We start from the raw sequence: 17,698 nt of genomic DNA, 5'->3' as shown, positions 1-17,698 counted from the left end.
ATCATTCTCCTCTTAATGTATCTGCCATTTTATTATTAAGTGCCCGTTTGATCGGATAAAATGCTGCGATCGCTGCAAATAAAAGCGATATTATCACAGCTACTGGGATGCTTAAAATTCTAAAATCAATACTAGAATCAAATATTGCATAACCTAAAATTTGAGCTAGTAAATATCCTAAAAATGCACCAACTAATGCTGAGATGAGCGCTGTCACAAATGTTTCAAAGCCAAATAGCTTTAATACATCTTTTTTGCTTGCGCCTATGGCTCTAAGAAGTGCGATCTCCTTTGAGCGAGAGAGCAAGATAGCACTAAGCGTTGTATTTACGCACATTGAAGTAATGAGCAAAATAACAAGGCTAACAAGTGCCATTAATAGCTTTATTTTCTCCAAAATATAGCCCTCAGACTTTGAGACCTTTGCCACTGGTTTTGCAGCTATTTCATCATTGCTTATAGTCTTTGCAAGCGATGTTATCTCGTCAAAGTTACCAAGCACAACAGCTTCAGCATAGTTTATTTTGCCAGCTTTATTTGAAATTTTTTGAGCCAAAGATAGTGACGTGATCAAAAGTGCATCCTCTTTATCGCCGCTTGCGACTACACCTTTTATCTTTACATTTATGCTCTCATTTGAGCCAATGGCGCGAATTTCTATATCATCGCCTGCTTTAAAGCCAGCCTGACGAGCTAGATCGACGCCTATTAGCACATTTTTATCGTCAAAATCAACATTTATCATAGTTCCATCTCTAACATCTAAAAACGGCTTAACCTTTTTTAGATTGCTAAATTTTGTCCCCATGACGATGGCATTTGTCGGGCCGATATTTGCCTGAGCAAAGAGATAACCGCTCTCACCAAGAAGCTTATCTTTTGGCACTTTAGCGATCATTTCATTGTAAGTTTTTTCACTCATATCATCGCTTGTAGCCATATCTTTTGGAGCAAAGATCATATTTGCACCATAAGTTTTTAGCTCACGTGAGACTTTAGAGTCGATGTCTAGATAGACATTAACAAACGCAGCACACACGCATGCTCCAAGCAAGATAGAGATCACGATGACCATGACTCTTGATGAGCCATTTTTTAAACTTTTATAAATTGTATTGTAAAAGAATTTGCTATTTGCGGTCATATAGCACCTCCGCAGGTAGTAAATTTATGACGTTTCTCATTGGCATTAGCGAGCCAACGACTGAAATAAGTAGGGCAAATGCCACGCTAATTGGTAGTACGATCCAAGCTATGCCTATGCCGTGAGAGAAGATAATGTAAGACATCACGTAGCTTAGAGCGTAACCCAAAAATGCTCCAGTGATGCCCGCAAAAAAGGCTACCACAAGGCTCTCGCTAGCAAAAAGGGCGTAAATTTCAAAGTTACTTGCGCCTATGGCCTTTAAAAGGCCGATCTCTTTTTTACGGCGGTAAATTTCACTTGTCATTAGTGACGTTATACCAATAGCTGAAACCACAAGAGCGATAATACTAACGATGCCCATTAGGCTTTGGATTTTCTTTACGATATTACTCTCTGCATCGCTTACTTGAAGGCTTGCCTTTGCGCTAACGTTTGGTAAATTTTCTTCTATCTGAAATGCGATCGAGCCAGCATAGGCTGAGCAGTACCATTTATCGTACTCTGCGCTATCAAGATTGTCTAAATTTCTTCTTGCTTTTAGCGATAGGTCATTTTCTGGGATCGTCATGGCTGAGACTTCAGCCTTTGTGTATGAGTTTGCATGCCCAGAAAGATCTCCAGCAAGCTTTAGTGAGCCAACTAGCTTATGTGTCTCGTCACTAGCTCCTTTTAAAATTCCAACTATCCTAACCTCTTTTGTGCCGTTTTTGCCCACAAGGCTAAGCTTGTCGCCAACCTTTAAATTTTTAGCCTTAGCAAGCTCATCTCCTACTAAAATTTCATCCATGCTTTCATCTTTTGGCCAAGCGCCCTCAACACCCCAAAATCCATACAAGCTCTTAACGCCTGTGCTAAATTCTGGCTCATCTTTTAGACCGATTTTTTTATCAAAATAGGTTCCTTCAAAGGCAAATTCAATTCCTTTTTCATCTTTAACCTTTGCCTCTAAAAACGGCGCAAAAGCAACGATATTGTTTCTCCAAAAGATCTCTTTTATCTTATAGATATCAGCCTCTGGAAGTAAATTTTGTGATTTTAACGGAGTGAAATTTTTACCCTCGATCTCGATGCTTAGGCTCTCACCTCGTGGCAAAACAACGATATTTGAGCCATAACCTCTAAGCTCAGTTGCTACTTGATCACCGATTTTTAGCGTGATATTTAGCATGCAAGCTATCAAAAGAGCAGCTAGCAAGATGGTGATAAAGGCCATCGTCTTTTGCACCTTTGAGCCCGTGATCGAGCTTTTTATCATTCTTAGTTGCATATTTTTCATTTTAACGTTCCATTTGTTTCTACATATTTTTCTGGATTTGCTTCAAATTTCGCTTGAGTTTCGTTATTTTCAAAGAAATATGTGCGTCCATAGTATAAATATGATCTTGACTCAAGGTTGCTCACCTTTTTGCGACTAACTGGATCAAGCACCATTTTTTCGACAACCTTACTAAAGAAATTTGCTCCATCTGTAATAGTTTTATAATCAACTATGATATTTTTGCCATCGAAGATAAATGGCATTGGTATCGGATTGCAACCACCTTCTTTGCCAACTGATGGCAAGAAAATTCTAACATTACAAGAGATACAAATAAGGTCATTTCCTCTTTTTATATAGCCCATATCGCCGCAAATCATGCACGAGTCAAAGACGATGACAGGCGAGACGCGGTCACTAAAGCGGTTTAGCAAGAAAAATCTTATCTGCTTGCCCTCATCTGTAATATAAGCAAATCTGTGAAGTTCATTATCTTTTAGCATATCAACATCAAATATAAATTTATCTCCCACTGGTTCAACTAGCACTGGCTCTGAAATTTCAGGTGGACGAGATGCGTAAAGATCATAATAGAGCGAAAATCCAAGTGCTATCAAAATACTACAAAATGCAAATTTTGCATTATCAGAAATATTTTCTCTAATGGCTTTTGTAAAGCGGTATTTGATAGAACCAAATTTATTTTTATCAATACTTTTTGGCATAAAGAAAAGCGCGGTGATGCATAAAAGTAAGATCACAAAGATATAAAAATAAGTACCAAATTCTGATACGTAAATACCTTTTGCACTAACAGATAGAATCTGAGAGTTTAACTCACTACTTATTTTTAAAGCCCCAGCACGCAAAAGCTCAAGTGCTGTCTGAGAACTTCTATCAATTAGCAAGAAAACTAAAGTGATAAGGGCTAAAATTTTAGCTATTAATGGAGAAATGCTAGATTTTAAATTCGAAATAAAAAAGAATAAAAATACGAGCAAAATCATTGCAAATATCATTAGAAAGAAGCTAATGACAGAAAGCGTATCTAGTAGCTCACCACCAAATAGTGGAAATAACACACTGCTTGAACTATAGCCAAAGCCAAAGCCGATGCCTAAAATAAAAAACGTTACAATTTTTGCTATCTTAAGCTCAAGAAATATCCATAAAATGCTAACTAGTAGAAAAACTAGCGTCACTAAATCGATGAAAATTTTAAACTGATCATCTATAAGTGCGTGACGAACGACTTTAAAAATAAATACGCCAGCTACGACTCCAAAAAGTGACGGTAAAAAGAGTGTTTTTAAACTTTTATCCTTGTTATTTAAGGCAGCAAAAAGCGTAAATCCAAGGAGGGCTAAAAAGACCTGATAGAAATAAATTGACATAACTAAACCCTGTGAGAATTTTTTAAAAGGGGCGAGAACGCCCCTGGTGATTATTTAACAGGACCACCTGTCCATTGAAATTTATAAGTTGTTGTGAAAGGCTCAAACCATTTACCAACACCGCTCTCTTTGTCAGCGTGACGACCAAAACCTTGTTTTTCTGGATTATCAATGTGGAATTTAAGCTCATAGTTACCAACACCTGTATCCATTTTTACGTTAGCACCGTAGTGTGGGCCATCGCTTGCAACCATTGGCATAAAGGTACCTTTTTTAACTTTGCCGTTATCAAGGTTTTTTAGCTCGTAGTTAATCTTTAGGTATGGGATCCACTCACCTTCGCCAAAGCCGTTTTTATTACCAGCAATAGCGTGTATGTCAGCTTCTAGGTGAAAATCAGCTAGGCTTGGAGCTAGGTCAATACCCTTTGGTTCCATGTCGATTGGTTGCAAATAAACTGCAGCTATCTCCATGCCATTAGCCTCTACAGGCTCACCGATTGGATGCTCTCCAGCAAGTGCAAAACCAGCTGCTAGGCTAAGTGCTAGGGCTGAACTAAGAATTTTATTCATATTCTCTCCTTTAAATAAGATTAATTTTTATTTTGTTTTGATTTCATAATAACGATGCCTATAACTAGGGCAAGTACCATAATGATTTGAGGCACTAAACTCTCATAATATGGCTGAAGTCCTAGCCAGTCCCTCATCCAGTCAGGGAAGCTAAGTCCATTTATGATAGTTGGGATGAAAATTTTACCCTCAACTAGCTCGCCGACACCCTTACCAACAAAGACGATCGACATATAAAAGATGATCGCTGACGTAAATATAAAAAATGGTTTAATAGGAATTTTAACAGCAAAAATTTTAAATAAGAAATAGACTATTAAAAGAACGACAAGTCCTATCACAAAGCCAGCTGCTATCATTGAGTAACCAGCTGAATCTTTAGCTCCAAAAATAAGTGCCTGATAAAATAATACAGTTTCAGCACCCTCTCTAAATACTGCTAAAAATACAGTCCACCAAAGCGTTGTAGTTGAGCCACTTGAGATAGAGTCAGAGACGTGTGATTTGATGTAGTCATTCCATTTTTTAGCACCTGCATTTGAAAGAAGCCAAAAGCCAACATAAAATAGAAGTCCCACTGCAACAAGCATCGTGATACCTTCCATAAGCTCTCTTTTTTGACCTGCTGCCTCGCCAAAAATGACATTCATTAGCCACGCCATGACAAAGCTTAAGATAACAGCCACGCCAACTGAGCTATAAACAACTTTGCCCATCGCTTTAGCATTACCAGTTTTTACAAGATATGCAACAACAGCAGCAACAATGATAAGTGCTTCAAAGCCTTCTCTTAAAATAATAGTCAAAGCCCAAACGAATAAAGACCAAGGTGAGCTTGAACTGCTAGTTTTCTCAAGTGCAGTTGCTAGCTGAGACGACATCTTGTTTGCACTTTCTTGAAGAGTTTTTTCATCTGCGCCTGACTTCATAAGGGCTACAAGATTACCAAATGTAGCTTCAATAGCTGTTTTTAAATTTACATCTATTGCACCTACTTTATTCTCCATGCCGCTGCCTTCAAACTCATCAAAGTAGATGTCTTGGATATCGCCCATGGCTTTTTTTGCATCACCATTTTTATAAAGTGTGATAGCAGCTTGAATTTTATCGTTTATGTTTTGAACGACTTTGGCATAATCTACACCACTATCTTCTTCAGAAGCTGCTTCTACATCGCTCATATCAACTTTTGCAAGTTTTGCAGTATCAGCTGGTAGTTTTGAGACAGCGTCATACGCTAGCTTTTTGATCTCATCTAGCTTAGTTTTAAAGTCATCTTTGCTTATGCCATTTGTAATGCCGCTGATCGCTTCGCCCATCTTTCTTTGGATATCAGCATCTATGCTTTTACCATTTTCTATATGCTGGCGAATAGCGATTTCAAGTTGAGTATTTCTGTAGTCTGTAAATTTAGCATCTTGGATAGCACTTTTAGCATCATCTTGTTTATCACTCTCATAGCTTGCTATTGCTTTATCTATATCGGCTGATAAATTTGTAAATGCCACCTTCCACTCAGGGATAAATTTAGAAGTATCATAGTCAGTTGTAGCAGCTTGAGCTGGGCTGTCTGAATACTCACCAACTAGTCTATGTCCTTTTAAAATAACCGGTAGAACTTCAGCGATCTCGCTATTTATCTGATCTATTCTTTTTTGCACGTCATCTGGTGCTTCGCCAGCTTTTATCGCTTTTCTGATCTCGCCAAATTGCTTCTCCATTGAGTAAGCTTTTTTCTGACCTAAATTTATTCTGATGCCAGCTTCGACATCTTCAAACAAACCAAAATAAGCATTTTGAGTATCACTGACCGCTTGTTCAACATTGCCCGCTCTATACTCTGTTATTACTTTTTGTAGCGACTCTTTTATCTGAGCTGCTACCTGCTCGTAATCCTCATTTTTTGCTATAAGCCAAATAGGCAACAACATAATTAGCATAAATTTTAAGAATTTATTCATTAAATAAACCACCTGTGAGATTTTTTTGAAGCGAATATTACCAAGGCTTTACTTTGATTAAAATAAAAACGATTATCATAAAATAGAGCAAATTGAGATAATAAAGAGAAATTTGTCTTCAAATAGCCAATTTTAAATAGTTTTAGAAATTTTCTAATTTAAATTTAAAATTTATCTTTTGAATAAAAAATAGTAGCTTTATAAAATACTGAAAAGGTTTTTAAGTTTAAAATTTAGAATTTAAAGGAGAGCAAATGCTCTCCTTCTTGTTAGGCATTTAGCCCAGTATTTCTTAGCATAACGCGTTTGCGATATACATTTGATACTTCAGCCGCATCTCCAACTAAAAGTGCATTTGTAGCACAAACAGCCGCACACATAGGCACTTTTCCTTCGGCCATTCTATTTTGACCGTAAAGCTCTCTCTCCTCGTGTGAGTTTGTTGGCTCTGGACCGCCTGCACACATTGTACATTTATCCATAACGCCCTTTACACCAAATGCTCCATCTTTAGGGAACTGTGGTGCACCAAACGGACAAGCATATAAGCAGTAACCACAGCCTATGCATATATTTTTATCATGAAGCACGATGCCATCGGCTCTAATGTAGAAACAATCAACCGGGCAAACTTGCTCACAAGGTGCATCAGTACAGTGTTGGCATGCAATAGTAGTTGAGACCTCTTTACCTTCGATACCATCGTGAAGTGTAATGACCTTTCTTCTGTAAATTCCCACTGGAAGTTCATGAGCAGAAGAGCAAGCAACTTGGCAACCATAACAACTAATACATCTATCAGTATCTACGAAAAATTTCATTCTTGCCATTTTATTCCTCCTTACTCTTTACCCATGGCGTCTCTCTCGCCATATTCATGGAAAAACGATGTTTTAAATGTATTTTCCTCAGCTTTTTCTATACGGCAAAGACCTGCGTTAAACTCTGAAATTTGAGTAACTGGGTCAAATCCGTAGTTAGTAACTGTGTTAAAGCTCTCACCGATAACATAAGGCTTAGTACCCTCTGGATAGCGAGCTGAAAGATCAACGCCTTGCATAATACCAGCGAAGTTGTATGGCATACAAATTCTATCTGGAGTTACCATCTGGCTGTGATAGCATCTTACTTTGATCTTTGTGCCTTGTGGACTATGGATCCACATCATATCGCGGTCTTTTATGCCGTATTTTAAAGCTAGCTCTGGATTAACATTAGCAAACATCTCTGGCGTGATAGCTGATAGATATTTACTAGTTCTTTCGATCATACCAGCACCACTTAGGTTTACGACGCGTTGCGTACTAAATACGATAGGAAATTCTTTCGACCAATCTTTTGCTTGTTGCTCTGACTTAAACTTAGTAGAAACACGGAAATTTCTAGCTTGATCTTCAAATGTCGGATACTTTTGAACAAGATCCCAGCGTGGTGAGTGAACAGGCTCTCTATGTTTTGGAATAGGATCGAGGAATTCCCAAACGATAGCTCTTGCCCTTGCATTACCATAAGGCACAACACCTTTTTCACGGCATTTTTCAAAGATAATACCACTATAATCCATGCTCCAGCTTGGTCCCATCTTAGCTTTCTCTTCTTCAGTTAGAGTTATACCTAAGACTTTTTCTATATTCTCTTTTGTGATTTGTGGATAGCCACCTTTTATAGCTGAGCCAACAAGTGTTGTCTCTTCGCTAGCTAGCTGACTAACGCCATTATGCTCTAGACCAAAGCGATTTCTAAAGCCTGAACCACCTTCAACATAAGGCTTGCTCATATCATATAGTATTGGTGTTCCAGGGTGTTTTTCATCCCATGCTGGCCATGGTTTACCGTAGTATTCGCCTTTGACTTCACCGCCAATACCTATTAGCGTATCTGGATCAAATTTATCCCAGTTTGCTTGATGGCGTCTAAACATCTCGGCTGTTCTACCACCATAACCTATAGAATTTCCAATTCTTGCTATCTCATTTGTCGCATCATCAGGCCATACAAAGTCATCTTTTACTTGTTTTATTTCACGATCTACGATACCCATTTTCATGCCTTTTACGTATTCATCGTAAAAGCCAAATTTCTTAGCAAACAAGAACATCACTTCGTGATCGCCCTTGCTCTCATAAAGTGGATCAACAACTTTTGTTCTCCATTGTCCTGAGCGGTTTGTAGCACTTAAGTGACCTTCATTTTCAAATGCAGTCGCTACTGGCAAGATATAAACGCCATCTTTTCTATCTGAAAGGATAGAAATTTCATTTACAAATGGCTCAGCCACAACGATCATATCTAGTTTTGAAGCTGCTTCTTGAATTTTAGCTAGGTGCGCCATAGATGTTAGACCAGTTCCTTGAACCCAAAGAACTCTTAATGCACCACTACTAAATGTATTTTCCTCTTTCAAGACGCCTTGCCACCATTTTGAAAGTGACCAGCCTTTTTCGTTTCTCCAGTTTCTATCTTCTGGATGTTTAGGATCGTGGTAATAATACTCTTCAAAGACTGTGTTTTTAACAGGAGCGCCACCTTGTTTTGGCTCTTTTGTTGAGACTGCAAAGCGTTTAATAAATTCATCATAATCAACGCCCCAGCCTTTGCAGTAATATTTCCATGCTGCATCAGTTAAGCCATAATACATTGGCAAGCTATCTGAAAGGTTGCACATATCAGTTGAGCCTTGAACATTGTCGTGACCACGAATGATATTACAGCCACCGCCTGCTTTACCCATATTTCCTAGAATTAGTTGAAGGATAGGTAAAATTCTTGTATTTGATGTACCAACTGAGTGTTGAGTAATGCCAAGTGCCCAAACAACAGTACCCGGTTTTGTATGAGCTAGGATTTCTGCAGCTTTTAGTAGCTTATCAACTGGTACTCCAGTAACATCAGATGTAACCTCTGGTGTCCAGTGCTCAGCCTCTTTTCTTATCTCATCAATACCGTAAGTTCTATTTTCTATAAATTCTTTATCTTCCCAGCCATTTTTGAGAATAATGTGAATAAGACCATAAACAAGTGCAATATCAGTTCCTGATCTTTGTCTCAAATAAAGATCAGCATGTGCAGCTGTCTTTGTAAAATTTGGATCAGCTACAATTACTTTTGCATTGTTTCTATCTTTTGCTTGTAAAGTGTGCTTCATGCCACCAACTGGGTTTGCCACAGCTGGGTTTGCTCCAATGATAAATATACATTTTGAGTTTGCAGCCATATCTCCAAAGTGGTTTGTCATCGCGCCATAACCCCAAGTATTCGCCACACCGGCGACTGTTGCGCTATGTCAAATTCTTGCTACGTGATCGTTACTGTTTGTACCCCAAAATGCACAAAATTTTCTAAAGTAATATGCTTGCTCATTGTTAAATTTCGCAGATCCTAAGAAAACAACACTATCAGGACCATCTTCTTTGCGGATCTGAAGCATCTTATCGCCGATCTCATTTACAGCTTGATCCCATGAAATTCTTTGCCATTTACCATCAACTTTTTTCATAGGATATTTGATACGTTGTTTGCTGTGTGTAAGGTCGATCTGATCGATACCTTTTGAGCAGTGTGAGCCCTGAGATATCGGATGATGCATCGCCATATCTTGACGAACCCAAACACCATCTTTTACCTCAGCCTCGATACCACAGCCTGCTGAGCAAATAGAACAAATCGTTCTAACCTTTTTTGAGCCAGGGAAAGGATTTTTTATCTCCTCATCACTTGCTTTTCTTATCGTTTCATTTTCTCCAAAAGCCATTGTGCTTCCAGCACCAAGTGCGGCTAGCTTTAAAAATGAACGTCTTCCTATACGTGCATCACTCATGGTTTTCTCCCTTAGTAAGCGATTTTATAGTAGGTTTCCCAGTTCTTGCTTTTTTTATAAAGCACCTCTTTTTTGTTTGACTTGCCAACGACGACACCATTGTCATCAGGAGCTAAGTCGTCACTAGTCACTTTTGCTACGGCTGAGACTGCGAGTACACCGCCGGCAGCACCGACTTTTAGAGATTTTTTTAGAAAATCTCTTCTTGATCCTTGCATTTTTTCTCCTTAGCTCTCAAACTTAAAAATTTGAGAATTTGGTTTGATTGGTCTTCATGATTTGCAATATTTTAGAATTTCTAAAATATTGCAAGGCCTATTTCAGGGCTTTTTATAGCCTAGATTTAAACTCGGTAAATTTAGCATAATTGCAAGATAATCAAAGTAAATATAAAGCTTTAATTAAATATGTTAAGTTATTGTTAAAAATATAAGAAAATATATTTAATATTTTAACTTTTATGAATTTTGAGAGAAAGGCTAATTAAAGTATAAATTCTAGGGAGAGCTCCCTAGAAAAGATTATTTTAGATCACTTTTGTTTATGATAAATGGCACTGATCTAACGCCAGCCGAGAAATATTTTTTTCGTAGAGTATCGATCTTGTTGCTCTCTTCTTTACTAACATTTTTTTCATCTACGTTATAATCTTCAGAAAAATACTTTCTTAAAATTTTAACCTTATCGCTATCACTTTTTGCATTTTTTATATCTTTATAGATCAAAGCACTTTTTTGCAAAGATGATAGTTCATGCACGGGAGTTAGGATGATTTCAACATTATTGTCTTTTAATGTCGTTTCGATCTTTGCTAGCTCGGCTCTACAATATGGGCATTCAGGATCTGAAAACATGATAAGAGTTGGCTTTTTGCTATCATTACCAAGAGTTACAACATTTGCCTTGTCTTCATTTTTATAAATTTTAGCTAGTGATTTTACTAAATCAAGTGCTGCTTTTTCTGCGATTACCTTTTTTTCTTCAGCCAAATAAGACTTCTGCTCCTTTAAATTTACAACATCAGGAAACATAAGATCGCCCTTAACAAAAGTCACATCTTCTTGAGACATATCTCCTTTGCTAAATTTTAAGCTTACTTTTTCTATATCATCTAAAATTTTAGTGCGTTCTACGACTTTTACATTAACACCATCGATATTTTGATTTTTAAAAACTTCTGAGTAAAAATCTTCTATTTGCTTATCGCTTGCTGCCATTAGGCTAGTTGCCGCTATTATTGAGGCTAAAACCACTTTTTTCATTTTTTTCCTTTTTAAAAATTTGGCGGATTATATTTACTTTTTGTAAATGAATACTAACCACGAAAGACTCTATCATTTCCTTGCTTCATTATGTCACTCTCAAGGTCAAGTTGCTCAAGATAAGCGATTACATATTTTCTGCTTAAATTTAGTGCATCCTTGGCGTTTGTGACATTTACAAAGCCTTGATTTTTGATGATCTCTCTTAGCTTATCAAGTGCCATTTTTAGCGAATTTCTAGTGATAAAAAGATTATGCTCCAGCCTTACAACTCTGCCCATTGCAGTTAGTTTTTTAAGTGCATTATCGCCACTTAGCCTATCTATTTCCAGCTCATCATATATATTATAAGGTGCCGTAGGAGCTAGCTTTCCGCTTTCTAAAATTTCATAAATTTTCTCTTCAAGCCTTACTTTTAGTTTGCTTATATCAACGCCCCTTTTTGTATAGACGCCATCATTTTTAGAGATTAAATTTATACTTTCAAGCTCATCAAGTGCTTTTTGAGCCAAATTTTGACTAGCCCAAGCAAGCTTTAAGCTTATACTTTGAGCTGAAAAGACAGCAAATTCATTCTTTTCTATCATAAATTTAATGGCTGATTTTATCCGCTCAACCGCGCTTAGATCGTAGATATTTAAAGCTTTTTCATCAACAAAGACGTTTGAGACTTTTTTAGCCACATTTACGGCCTCTTCGTGACTTAGTCCAAACCTTTGATAAGAAGAGATGATGCCAAAACCATTTTTGTGGGCTTCTTTAAGTATAGAAAATGCCCCAATGAAATCATGCTTTAAAAGTGCAGCCAAAAAGAGAATTTTGCCAGCTTTCTTCAGTGGCTCAAGCACAGGATTTAGCACTCTGCCACCTCCTATCACACGTGCATCTGAGATGAGCACAAATGCCTCGTCAAATTTCAAAAACATATCGCTTTGAAATTTAAAGGTAACAAAGTAGCTATCATCTTTTTGGCTAAGGATTAGCACCTTTGCAGGCACATTTTTAGCTCCTACGCAAAAGGTTACGCTTTGCGAGTGAATCAAATTTTTAGCAGTTACGACCGCATCAACCTCTCTAAATCCCCTAAAATAGCCTTTTTTACTAAGTAACTGCCCTTTTTTTAACTCGCTAAGCTGGGTGCCAGTTAGATTTAGCGCCACACGGCTGCTAACCCCTGCGCTATCTACGAATTTATCATGGCTTTGCACACTTCTTACTAGCACCTCTTTGCCGGCGTCATAGTTAAAAAGCTTCTCATTTTTACTAACGCTTCCCTCTATAACGGTGCCAGTTACGACATTTCCGATACCTTTTAGGCTAAAAACCCTATCGATGTAGTATCTAAAAACGCCATCTTCATCGCGCTTTTTAGCTCTTAATGTAAAGAGGTAGTTTCTAAGCTCGTCAATGCTTGCCTTATCCTTTATACTAACGGCAAAAATTTCTAAAATTTGTAGGTTTTTAAATTTAGAAATTTCATCTCTTATCTCTTTTTTTCTTAAATTTATAGTCGCTTCATCTACGAGGTCACACTTTGTAAGCGCCACGATCACGGATTTTACGCCAAGGAGATTTAAAATTTCAAGGTGCTCCAAGCTTTGAGGCATAAGGCCGTCATTTGCTGCCACTACAAATAAACACGCGTCAAAGCCATACGCGCCACTTATCATCGTTTTTATGAGATTTTCATGCCCAGGTACATCGATAAAGGCGATATTTTCATCATTTTTACTTAAATTTGAAAAGCTTAGATCGATCGTTATGCCACGCTTTTTCTCCTCTTCAAGATTGTCCCCCTCAAAGCCGTTTAGTTCCTTTATAAGCGCGGTTTTTCCGTGGTCGATATGCCCTGCTGTTCCTATTATTAGACTCATTTTTCTTCCGTTTCATTTATTATTTTTATTAGTTCATTTACATCGTCATCTAAAAGTGTTCTTAAATCAAGTAAAAATTTATCATTTTCTATGCGGCCGATCACCTTTTTTTGCCTAAATTTTAGCTCGTTTAAATTTGCGTCACCGCCAAATGCCAAAGCCACGCTTGGGATCTTTTTATTTGGCATCGCACCGCCTCCTACAAAGGTTTGTGTGCGCACTATCTCAAGCGGGGTTTTTAAATTTTTATTTATAAAATTTGCTAAATTTTCAAGCTCTTTTACGCTCTTGTGAAGTAGTTTTTGCGTTGTGATTAGCTCAAATTCTTTGTTTAGATAAGCTTTCATGCTCTCAGCCAAAAGCGAGATGATCACTTTATCGACGCGAAGCATCCTTAAAAGCTGGTTTTTTCTAAGTTTTGCGATGAGCTCTTTTTTGCCAACGATGATACCACACTGCACCGCGCCAAGCAGCTTATCGCCGCTAAAACTAACTAGCGAAACATCTTTTAAATTTTTTAGATCTGGCTCGTTTTTGTCTAAGTTAAATGGTAAATTTCCGTAAAATCCACTGCCAAGATCAAAATAATCTATCAAATTTTGCCTGCTTGCTAGCTCGCTTAGCTCATTTGCCGTGGTCTCTTCGCTAAAGCCAACGATGTCAAAATTTGAGCGATGAACCTTTACAAGCATCGCTGTCTCATCGCTGATCGCCTCTTCGTAGTCTCTTGGCCTAGTTTTGTTCGTAGTGCCGACCTCTTTCAAAAAGCAGCCCGCATTTGCCATAACTTCTGGCACTCTAAAACTACCGCCGATCTCGACTAGTTCGCCTCTGCTAACGACGACTTCTCTGCCTTTTGCAAAGGTATTTAGCACCAAAAATACAGCACTTGCGTTATTATTTACAACGATAGCGTCTTCAAAACCAAATGCTCTTGCGATCATCTCACCGATATAGTCGTATCTATTGCCACGACTGCCTGTTTTTAGGTTGTATTCAAGGTTTGAGTATCCTGTGATAACAGGCGTCGCTCGGCTTAAAATTTCTTTATCTATAACGCTTCTAGCGAGGTTTGTATGTATGGCAACGCCGGTTAAATTTAGTACCCTTTGAAGGCTGGCTTCATTAAATTTATCATACTCATCTAGGATCAAATTTATTATCTCTTCGCCACTAAAGCTTGCGTTTTCATTTAAAATTTTAGCTCTAACCTCATCTAAAATTTGCCTTGCAAGCATAGTGACTAAACTCGTGTCAAGTCCTGAAAATGCTTCGTTTTTTATGATCTTATCAACTTGTGGAATATTTCTTAAATCGCTCAATTCGTGCTCCTAGTAAGTTAGTTTTACCAAGCCGTGATTTTAACATAAAAAATATTATAAATTAAACCTTAGAGCAAAAAGGAACATATAAAATTCAGAGTCCATTAATCCCATTAATATTAAAATAAGCCTGTTTTTGATAATAGGAGAAATTATGAAAGAATTTGGCTTTTATAACGATTTTGACGATACTTTGATGTTAAATGAGCAGATAGAAATAAATAACGAAAAGGAAGAATATTTAGTTTCTAACTCGCCAAAGCTTAAAGCAAACATTACCGCACCTGAGATAAATTTTTATCTAAAAAATACAACTGCAAGCGTATTAGAAAAGGCTAAAAATACACTTTTGCTTTATGAAGCAAGAGCAACTGCCTTTGACATGGCAAAGGATGTTGATTATGAAAAGGAAGTCGGAAAAAATGTCGTAATAGTAAGCAACTCAGGCCGTGAGGAGTTAGCAAATTTATTAAAAGAAAATGGCTATAAAGTCATTGAATTAACGCATTTTGAAGTGAAATTTATTTATGGCGCAGCTGGCGAACTTAGTGTTTTGATACTTAGAGCAAATGACGAATTTGAGGTCGATTGCGACTTTTTCTTGGTTGAAAATGCAAGGGATTATATGCTAAAGCAAAGCGGCTGTTATGAAATAGCTGGGCTAGAAGATGAAGCTGTGCTTAAAATGTTAAATGAAAAAACTCCAAAATTTAAGTACAAAAGCCTAACTCAATATGACTCTTCGATCTGTCAATACCATGAGCGACGAAATGAAATTTGTGGACGCTGTGTCGATGTTTGTCCAACTGTGGCCATTTTAAAAGAAGACGAGACAAAGCATCTTGTTTTCTCACAAATCGATTGTGTAAATTGTGGTAACTGCATTAGCGTCTGCCCTAGCGGATCTCTTGACTCTACACTTATGCCACAAAACTCATTTGCTACTATTGCCAAACTTTACAAAGGTAAAATTCCACTAATAATCTCTAATGAAACAAATTTAGACGAGCTAAATATAAGCCTACCTGAAAATGTCTTGCCTTTTTTTATATCAGCACCGCATATGTTAAATCAAGCGCATCTTCTTACATTGCTTCAAGAAAGTGGTGCGAGTGTGATTTTATTTAGCAAAACTCTTGGCAAAGGCGAAAAAGACGCCATTAGCATCTTAAATCAAATTTATGAGCTTAAATTTAAAGAGACGGCGATCTATCACGCTAAAGATAAAAATGAGCTTGAAGATGCGCTCAAAAAAGCAAAATTTATAGCTGACTCACAACACACTATAAACGAATATGCCTTGCCAAAAAGAGAAATTTTTGCAAAAAGGCTTGAGTTTTTAGTAGGCAGCGAAGATCTTGGCGTGGTAAAAAGCGGTGAGATGATAAGATACGGTGATGTCAAGATAAATACTGATAGCTGTACGCTTTGTCTAAGTTGCGTTGGCGCTTGTAACGTAAGTGCGCTAGTGGCTGATAAAAAGACAAATTCTATTTTATTTAATCCAAGCGTCTGTACAGCTTGCGGATACTGCGAACTAAGCTGTGCTGAAAAAGATACCATAAGCCTTGAAGTTGGAAAAATTTCTCTTAAGCCTGAGTTTTTTACATATAATGAGCTAGCACGAGATGAGCTTTTTGCCTGTGTTGAGTGCGGAAAAGAGTTTGCGACTAAAAAAGCGGTCGAAAAGATCGCAACTATAATGCAACCAAGATTTGGCAACGATAGGGTCAAGATAAAAGCGCTTTACTGCTGTGCTGACTGTAAGGCCAAACTAATGGTTCAAGCCCAAATAAACGCGATGAAAGAGGATTTATTAAATGGATAAAAACATCATAAAAGCAAGATCATATTTTTACGAATTTCTAGCATATCCTATGTTTTTTTACACAAATGATGAGAAATTTTCAAGGTGGAAAGAGCAGTTAAGATACTTAAGCGCAAATCCTTTAAGCGAGGATAGTGATGCTGCGTTTAAAAATTTAGATAAATTTAGCTTTGAAGAATTTTCAAAAGAACAAAATGACGTTCTTTTTGGCTTTACAAATATCCCCTTAAGCGCTTCATTTTATGAAGAGGGCAGAGATAACGGAGCAGCTAGGCTTAGGGTTATTGAATGTTTAAAACTAAGCCCATATAGACGTGATAGCGAGCTTTGCAAAGATAGCGAGGACTACGTTGGATTTATATTTTTAGCGATGGCTACATTTTTAAAAGATGAGTTTGATGATGCAAAAAATATTAGCAATAAGCTATTTTCTGAAACCTTAAATTTATTTGTAGACGAGTTTGGCTCGCTACTTTTGGCTCACAAAGAGGCAAATTTTTTTAAATCATATACTATTATTTTAAAAGATTTCATCGACCTTGAACGCTCTATACTAAACGTAGAAGCACCGGCTAAGCCAAAAGGCGATAGTGTCGCTATGGCGGCACTTAAAAAAGAGCCATTTCAAAGCAAGATGCCAACATTTAAAACAAAGCTTCATTGGGAAGAATTTTCTCCAGTCATCTCACACGAGTTTAAAGACTAGCTTAAATCTACTCTTAGCCTGGCTAGGAGTAGATTTATATCTTCTTAAATTTTGTAGCTATTTTTGGCGTTTTTAACTATTCTGGCTATCAATATGTAAATTTGTTGGTATAGTGTTTGGGGTCTATTTTACAGCTCTTGTGATCTACTTTATAGCAAAATTTATCCAAGTATAAAATGGCGCGGATATGCAAATGTCATCGCTATCTACTCATATCTAATCGGCGTCATCCCACTTCTTGGCATCGCGCTTTTAGAGCTAAATTTGATCTATAAAAACGCAAGCGAAAGAGCAAAACTAAAGCTTCACTTTTGCCTGCTCATCTTCTTTTTGATCGTAGGACACGTCGCGATGATATTTGGCATGGTTGATCCTACTATAACTGGCTACAAGGCCGAAAATAGCGCGATGGATATGCAGATGAATATGCCAATGAACATGCCTGCAGATATGCCGATGCATGATCATCACAAGATGATGATGCAAAATATGAGTGATGATAACTCAACTAATATGCATATGCACCACTAAATTTTATAGCTTCTTGGCATCTGCTA

General features: G+C 37.4%; 14 protein-coding genes and 1 pseudogene. 3 read left to right on the top strand and 12 right to left on the bottom strand.

Features of this window, described 5'->3' with window-relative positions:
- Position 1: 1 nt before the first annotated feature.
- From CVS97_RS06905 to selA, 12 genes and pseudogenes are all read right to left on the bottom strand, one after another.
- A complete protein-coding gene (locus CVS97_RS06905) occupies positions 2-1,144 on the bottom strand; it encodes an ABC transporter permease (RefSeq protein WP_072593884.1) in 1,143 nt (380 codons plus the stop codon).
- Positions 1,131-2,423, bottom strand: coding sequence for an ABC transporter permease (locus CVS97_RS06900; RefSeq protein WP_107785558.1), 1,293 nt, complete (start codon positions 2,421-2,423; stop codon positions 1,131-1,133). The genes CVS97_RS06905 and CVS97_RS06900 overlap by 14 nt, the downstream gene beginning before the upstream one ends.
- Complete coding sequence (locus CVS97_RS06895) at positions 2,420-3,799, bottom strand: Fe-S-containing protein (RefSeq protein ID WP_107785557.1); 1,380 nt, start codon at positions 3,797-3,799, stop codon at positions 2,420-2,422. The genes CVS97_RS06900 and CVS97_RS06895 overlap by 4 nt, the downstream gene beginning before the upstream one ends.
- A gap of 50 nt (positions 3,800-3,849) precedes the next feature.
- On the bottom strand, positions 3,850-4,371 hold the full coding sequence (locus CVS97_RS06890; protein WP_084041674.1) for an iron transporter: 522 nt from the start codon (positions 4,369-4,371) through the stop codon (positions 3,850-3,852).
- Between the two features lie 20 nt (positions 4,372-4,391).
- Positions 4,392-6,332: an FTR1 family iron permease gene (locus tag CVS97_RS06885; protein WP_107785556.1), complete on the bottom strand. Its 1,941-nt coding sequence runs from the start codon at positions 6,330-6,332 to the stop codon at positions 4,392-4,394.
- A 269-nt stretch (positions 6,333-6,601) separates the two neighbouring features.
- On the bottom strand, positions 6,602-7,162 hold the full coding sequence (gene fdh3B, locus CVS97_RS06880; RefSeq protein WP_021090689.1) for a formate dehydrogenase FDH3 subunit beta: 561 nt from the start codon (positions 7,160-7,162) through the stop codon (positions 6,602-6,604).
- Positions 7,163-7,173: 11 nt separating this feature from the next.
- A complete protein-coding gene (locus CVS97_RS06875; RefSeq protein WP_234401395.1) occupies positions 7,174-9,828 on the bottom strand; it encodes a formate dehydrogenase subunit alpha in 2,655 nt (884 codons plus the stop codon).
- A gap of 60 nt (positions 9,829-9,888) precedes the next feature.
- Positions 9,889-10,083: pseudogene (locus tag CVS97_RS09660) on the bottom strand (hypothetical protein); the annotation flags it as partial.
- Between the two features lie 77 nt (positions 10,084-10,160).
- Complete coding sequence (locus tag CVS97_RS06865) at positions 10,161-10,367, bottom strand: twin-arginine translocation signal domain-containing protein (protein WP_009294906.1); 207 nt, start codon at positions 10,365-10,367, stop codon at positions 10,161-10,163.
- 303 nt (positions 10,368-10,670) lie between these two features.
- A complete protein-coding gene (locus tag CVS97_RS06860; protein ID WP_107785554.1) occupies positions 10,671-11,411 on the bottom strand; it encodes a thioredoxin domain-containing protein in 741 nt (246 codons plus the stop codon).
- 53 nt (positions 11,412-11,464) lie between these two features.
- The gene (gene selB, locus CVS97_RS06855; RefSeq protein WP_107785553.1) at positions 11,465-13,285 is read right to left on the bottom strand and encodes a selenocysteine-specific translation elongation factor; all 1,821 of its coding nucleotides are present in this window, start codon (positions 13,283-13,285) and stop codon (positions 11,465-11,467) included.
- Positions 13,282-14,607 (bottom strand): L-seryl-tRNA(Sec) selenium transferase, encoded by a 1,326-nt coding sequence (gene selA, locus CVS97_RS06850; RefSeq protein WP_107785552.1) that lies wholly within the window; start codon positions 14,605-14,607, stop codon positions 13,282-13,284. The genes selB and selA overlap by 4 nt, the downstream gene beginning before the upstream one ends.
- Positions 14,608-14,761: 154 nt before the next feature.
- Here selA and CVS97_RS06845 point away from each other — a divergent pair, with 154 nt between their 5' ends.
- The 3 genes from CVS97_RS06845 to CVS97_RS09545 all read left to right on the top strand — a co-directional run bounded on the left by CVS97_RS06845 (position 14,762) and on the right by CVS97_RS09545 (position 17,672).
- Positions 14,762-16,435 carry a 4Fe-4S binding protein gene (locus CVS97_RS06845; RefSeq protein WP_107785551.1) on the top strand — a complete coding sequence of 558 codons (1,674 nt, stop codon included), beginning with the start codon at positions 14,762-14,764 and terminating at the stop codon, positions 16,433-16,435.
- Positions 16,428-17,141 carry a molecular chaperone gene (locus tag CVS97_RS06840; protein ID WP_107785550.1) on the top strand — a complete coding sequence of 238 codons (714 nt, stop codon included), beginning with the start codon at positions 16,428-16,430 and terminating at the stop codon, positions 17,139-17,141. The genes CVS97_RS06845 and CVS97_RS06840 overlap by 8 nt, the downstream gene beginning before the upstream one ends.
- 99 nt (positions 17,142-17,240) lie before the next feature.
- Positions 17,241-17,672: a DUF6803 family protein gene (locus CVS97_RS09545; protein ID WP_320205001.1), complete on the top strand. Its 432-nt coding sequence runs from the start codon at positions 17,241-17,243 to the stop codon at positions 17,670-17,672.
- Positions 17,673-17,698: the final 26 nt, after the last annotated feature.

Origin of the sequence: Campylobacter concisus, from assembly GCF_003049735.1 — a bacterium.
In the GTDB taxonomy this organism is placed as follows: Bacteria; Campylobacterota; Campylobacteria; order Campylobacterales; family Campylobacteraceae; genus Campylobacter_A; species Campylobacter_A concisus_AN.
The sequence above is the reverse complement of the archived record's forward strand: the minus strand, read 5'-3'. Positions and strand labels throughout refer to the sequence as shown.

Bases quoted from the DNA above. Each gene is read 5' to 3' on its own strand.
- CVS97_RS06905 (WP_072593884.1), bottom strand. From the start codon at position 1,144: ATGACCGCAAATAGCAAATTCTTTTACAATACAATTTATAAAAGTTTA.
- CVS97_RS06840 (WP_107785550.1), top strand. From the start codon at position 16,428: ATGGATAAAAACATCATAAAAGCAAGATCATATTTTTACGAATTTCTA.
- CVS97_RS06900 (WP_107785558.1), bottom strand. From the start codon at position 2,423: ATGAAAAATATGCAACTAAGAATGATAAAAAGCTCGATCACGGGCTCA.
- CVS97_RS06865 (WP_009294906.1), bottom strand. From the start codon at position 10,367: ATGCAAGGATCAAGAAGAGATTTTCTAAAAAAATCTCTAAAAGTCGGT.
- selB (WP_107785553.1), bottom strand. From the start codon at position 13,285: ATGAGTCTAATAATAGGAACAGCAGGGCATATCGACCACGGAAAAACC.
- fdh3B (WP_021090689.1), bottom strand. From the start codon at position 7,162: ATGGCAAGAATGAAATTTTTCGTAGATACTGATAGATGTATTAGTTGT.
- CVS97_RS06845 (WP_107785551.1), top strand. From the start codon at position 14,762: ATGAAAGAATTTGGCTTTTATAACGATTTTGACGATACTTTGATGTTA.
- CVS97_RS06885 (WP_107785556.1), bottom strand. From the start codon at position 6,332: ATGAATAAATTCTTAAAATTTATGCTAATTATGTTGTTGCCTATTTGG.
- CVS97_RS06860 (WP_107785554.1), bottom strand. From the start codon at position 11,411: ATGAAAAAAGTGGTTTTAGCCTCAATAATAGCGGCAACTAGCCTAATG.
- CVS97_RS06895 (WP_107785557.1), bottom strand. From the start codon at position 3,799: ATGTCAATTTATTTCTATCAGGTCTTTTTAGCCCTCCTTGGATTTACG.
- CVS97_RS06890 (WP_084041674.1), bottom strand. From the start codon at position 4,371: ATGAATAAAATTCTTAGTTCAGCCCTAGCACTTAGCCTAGCAGCTGGT.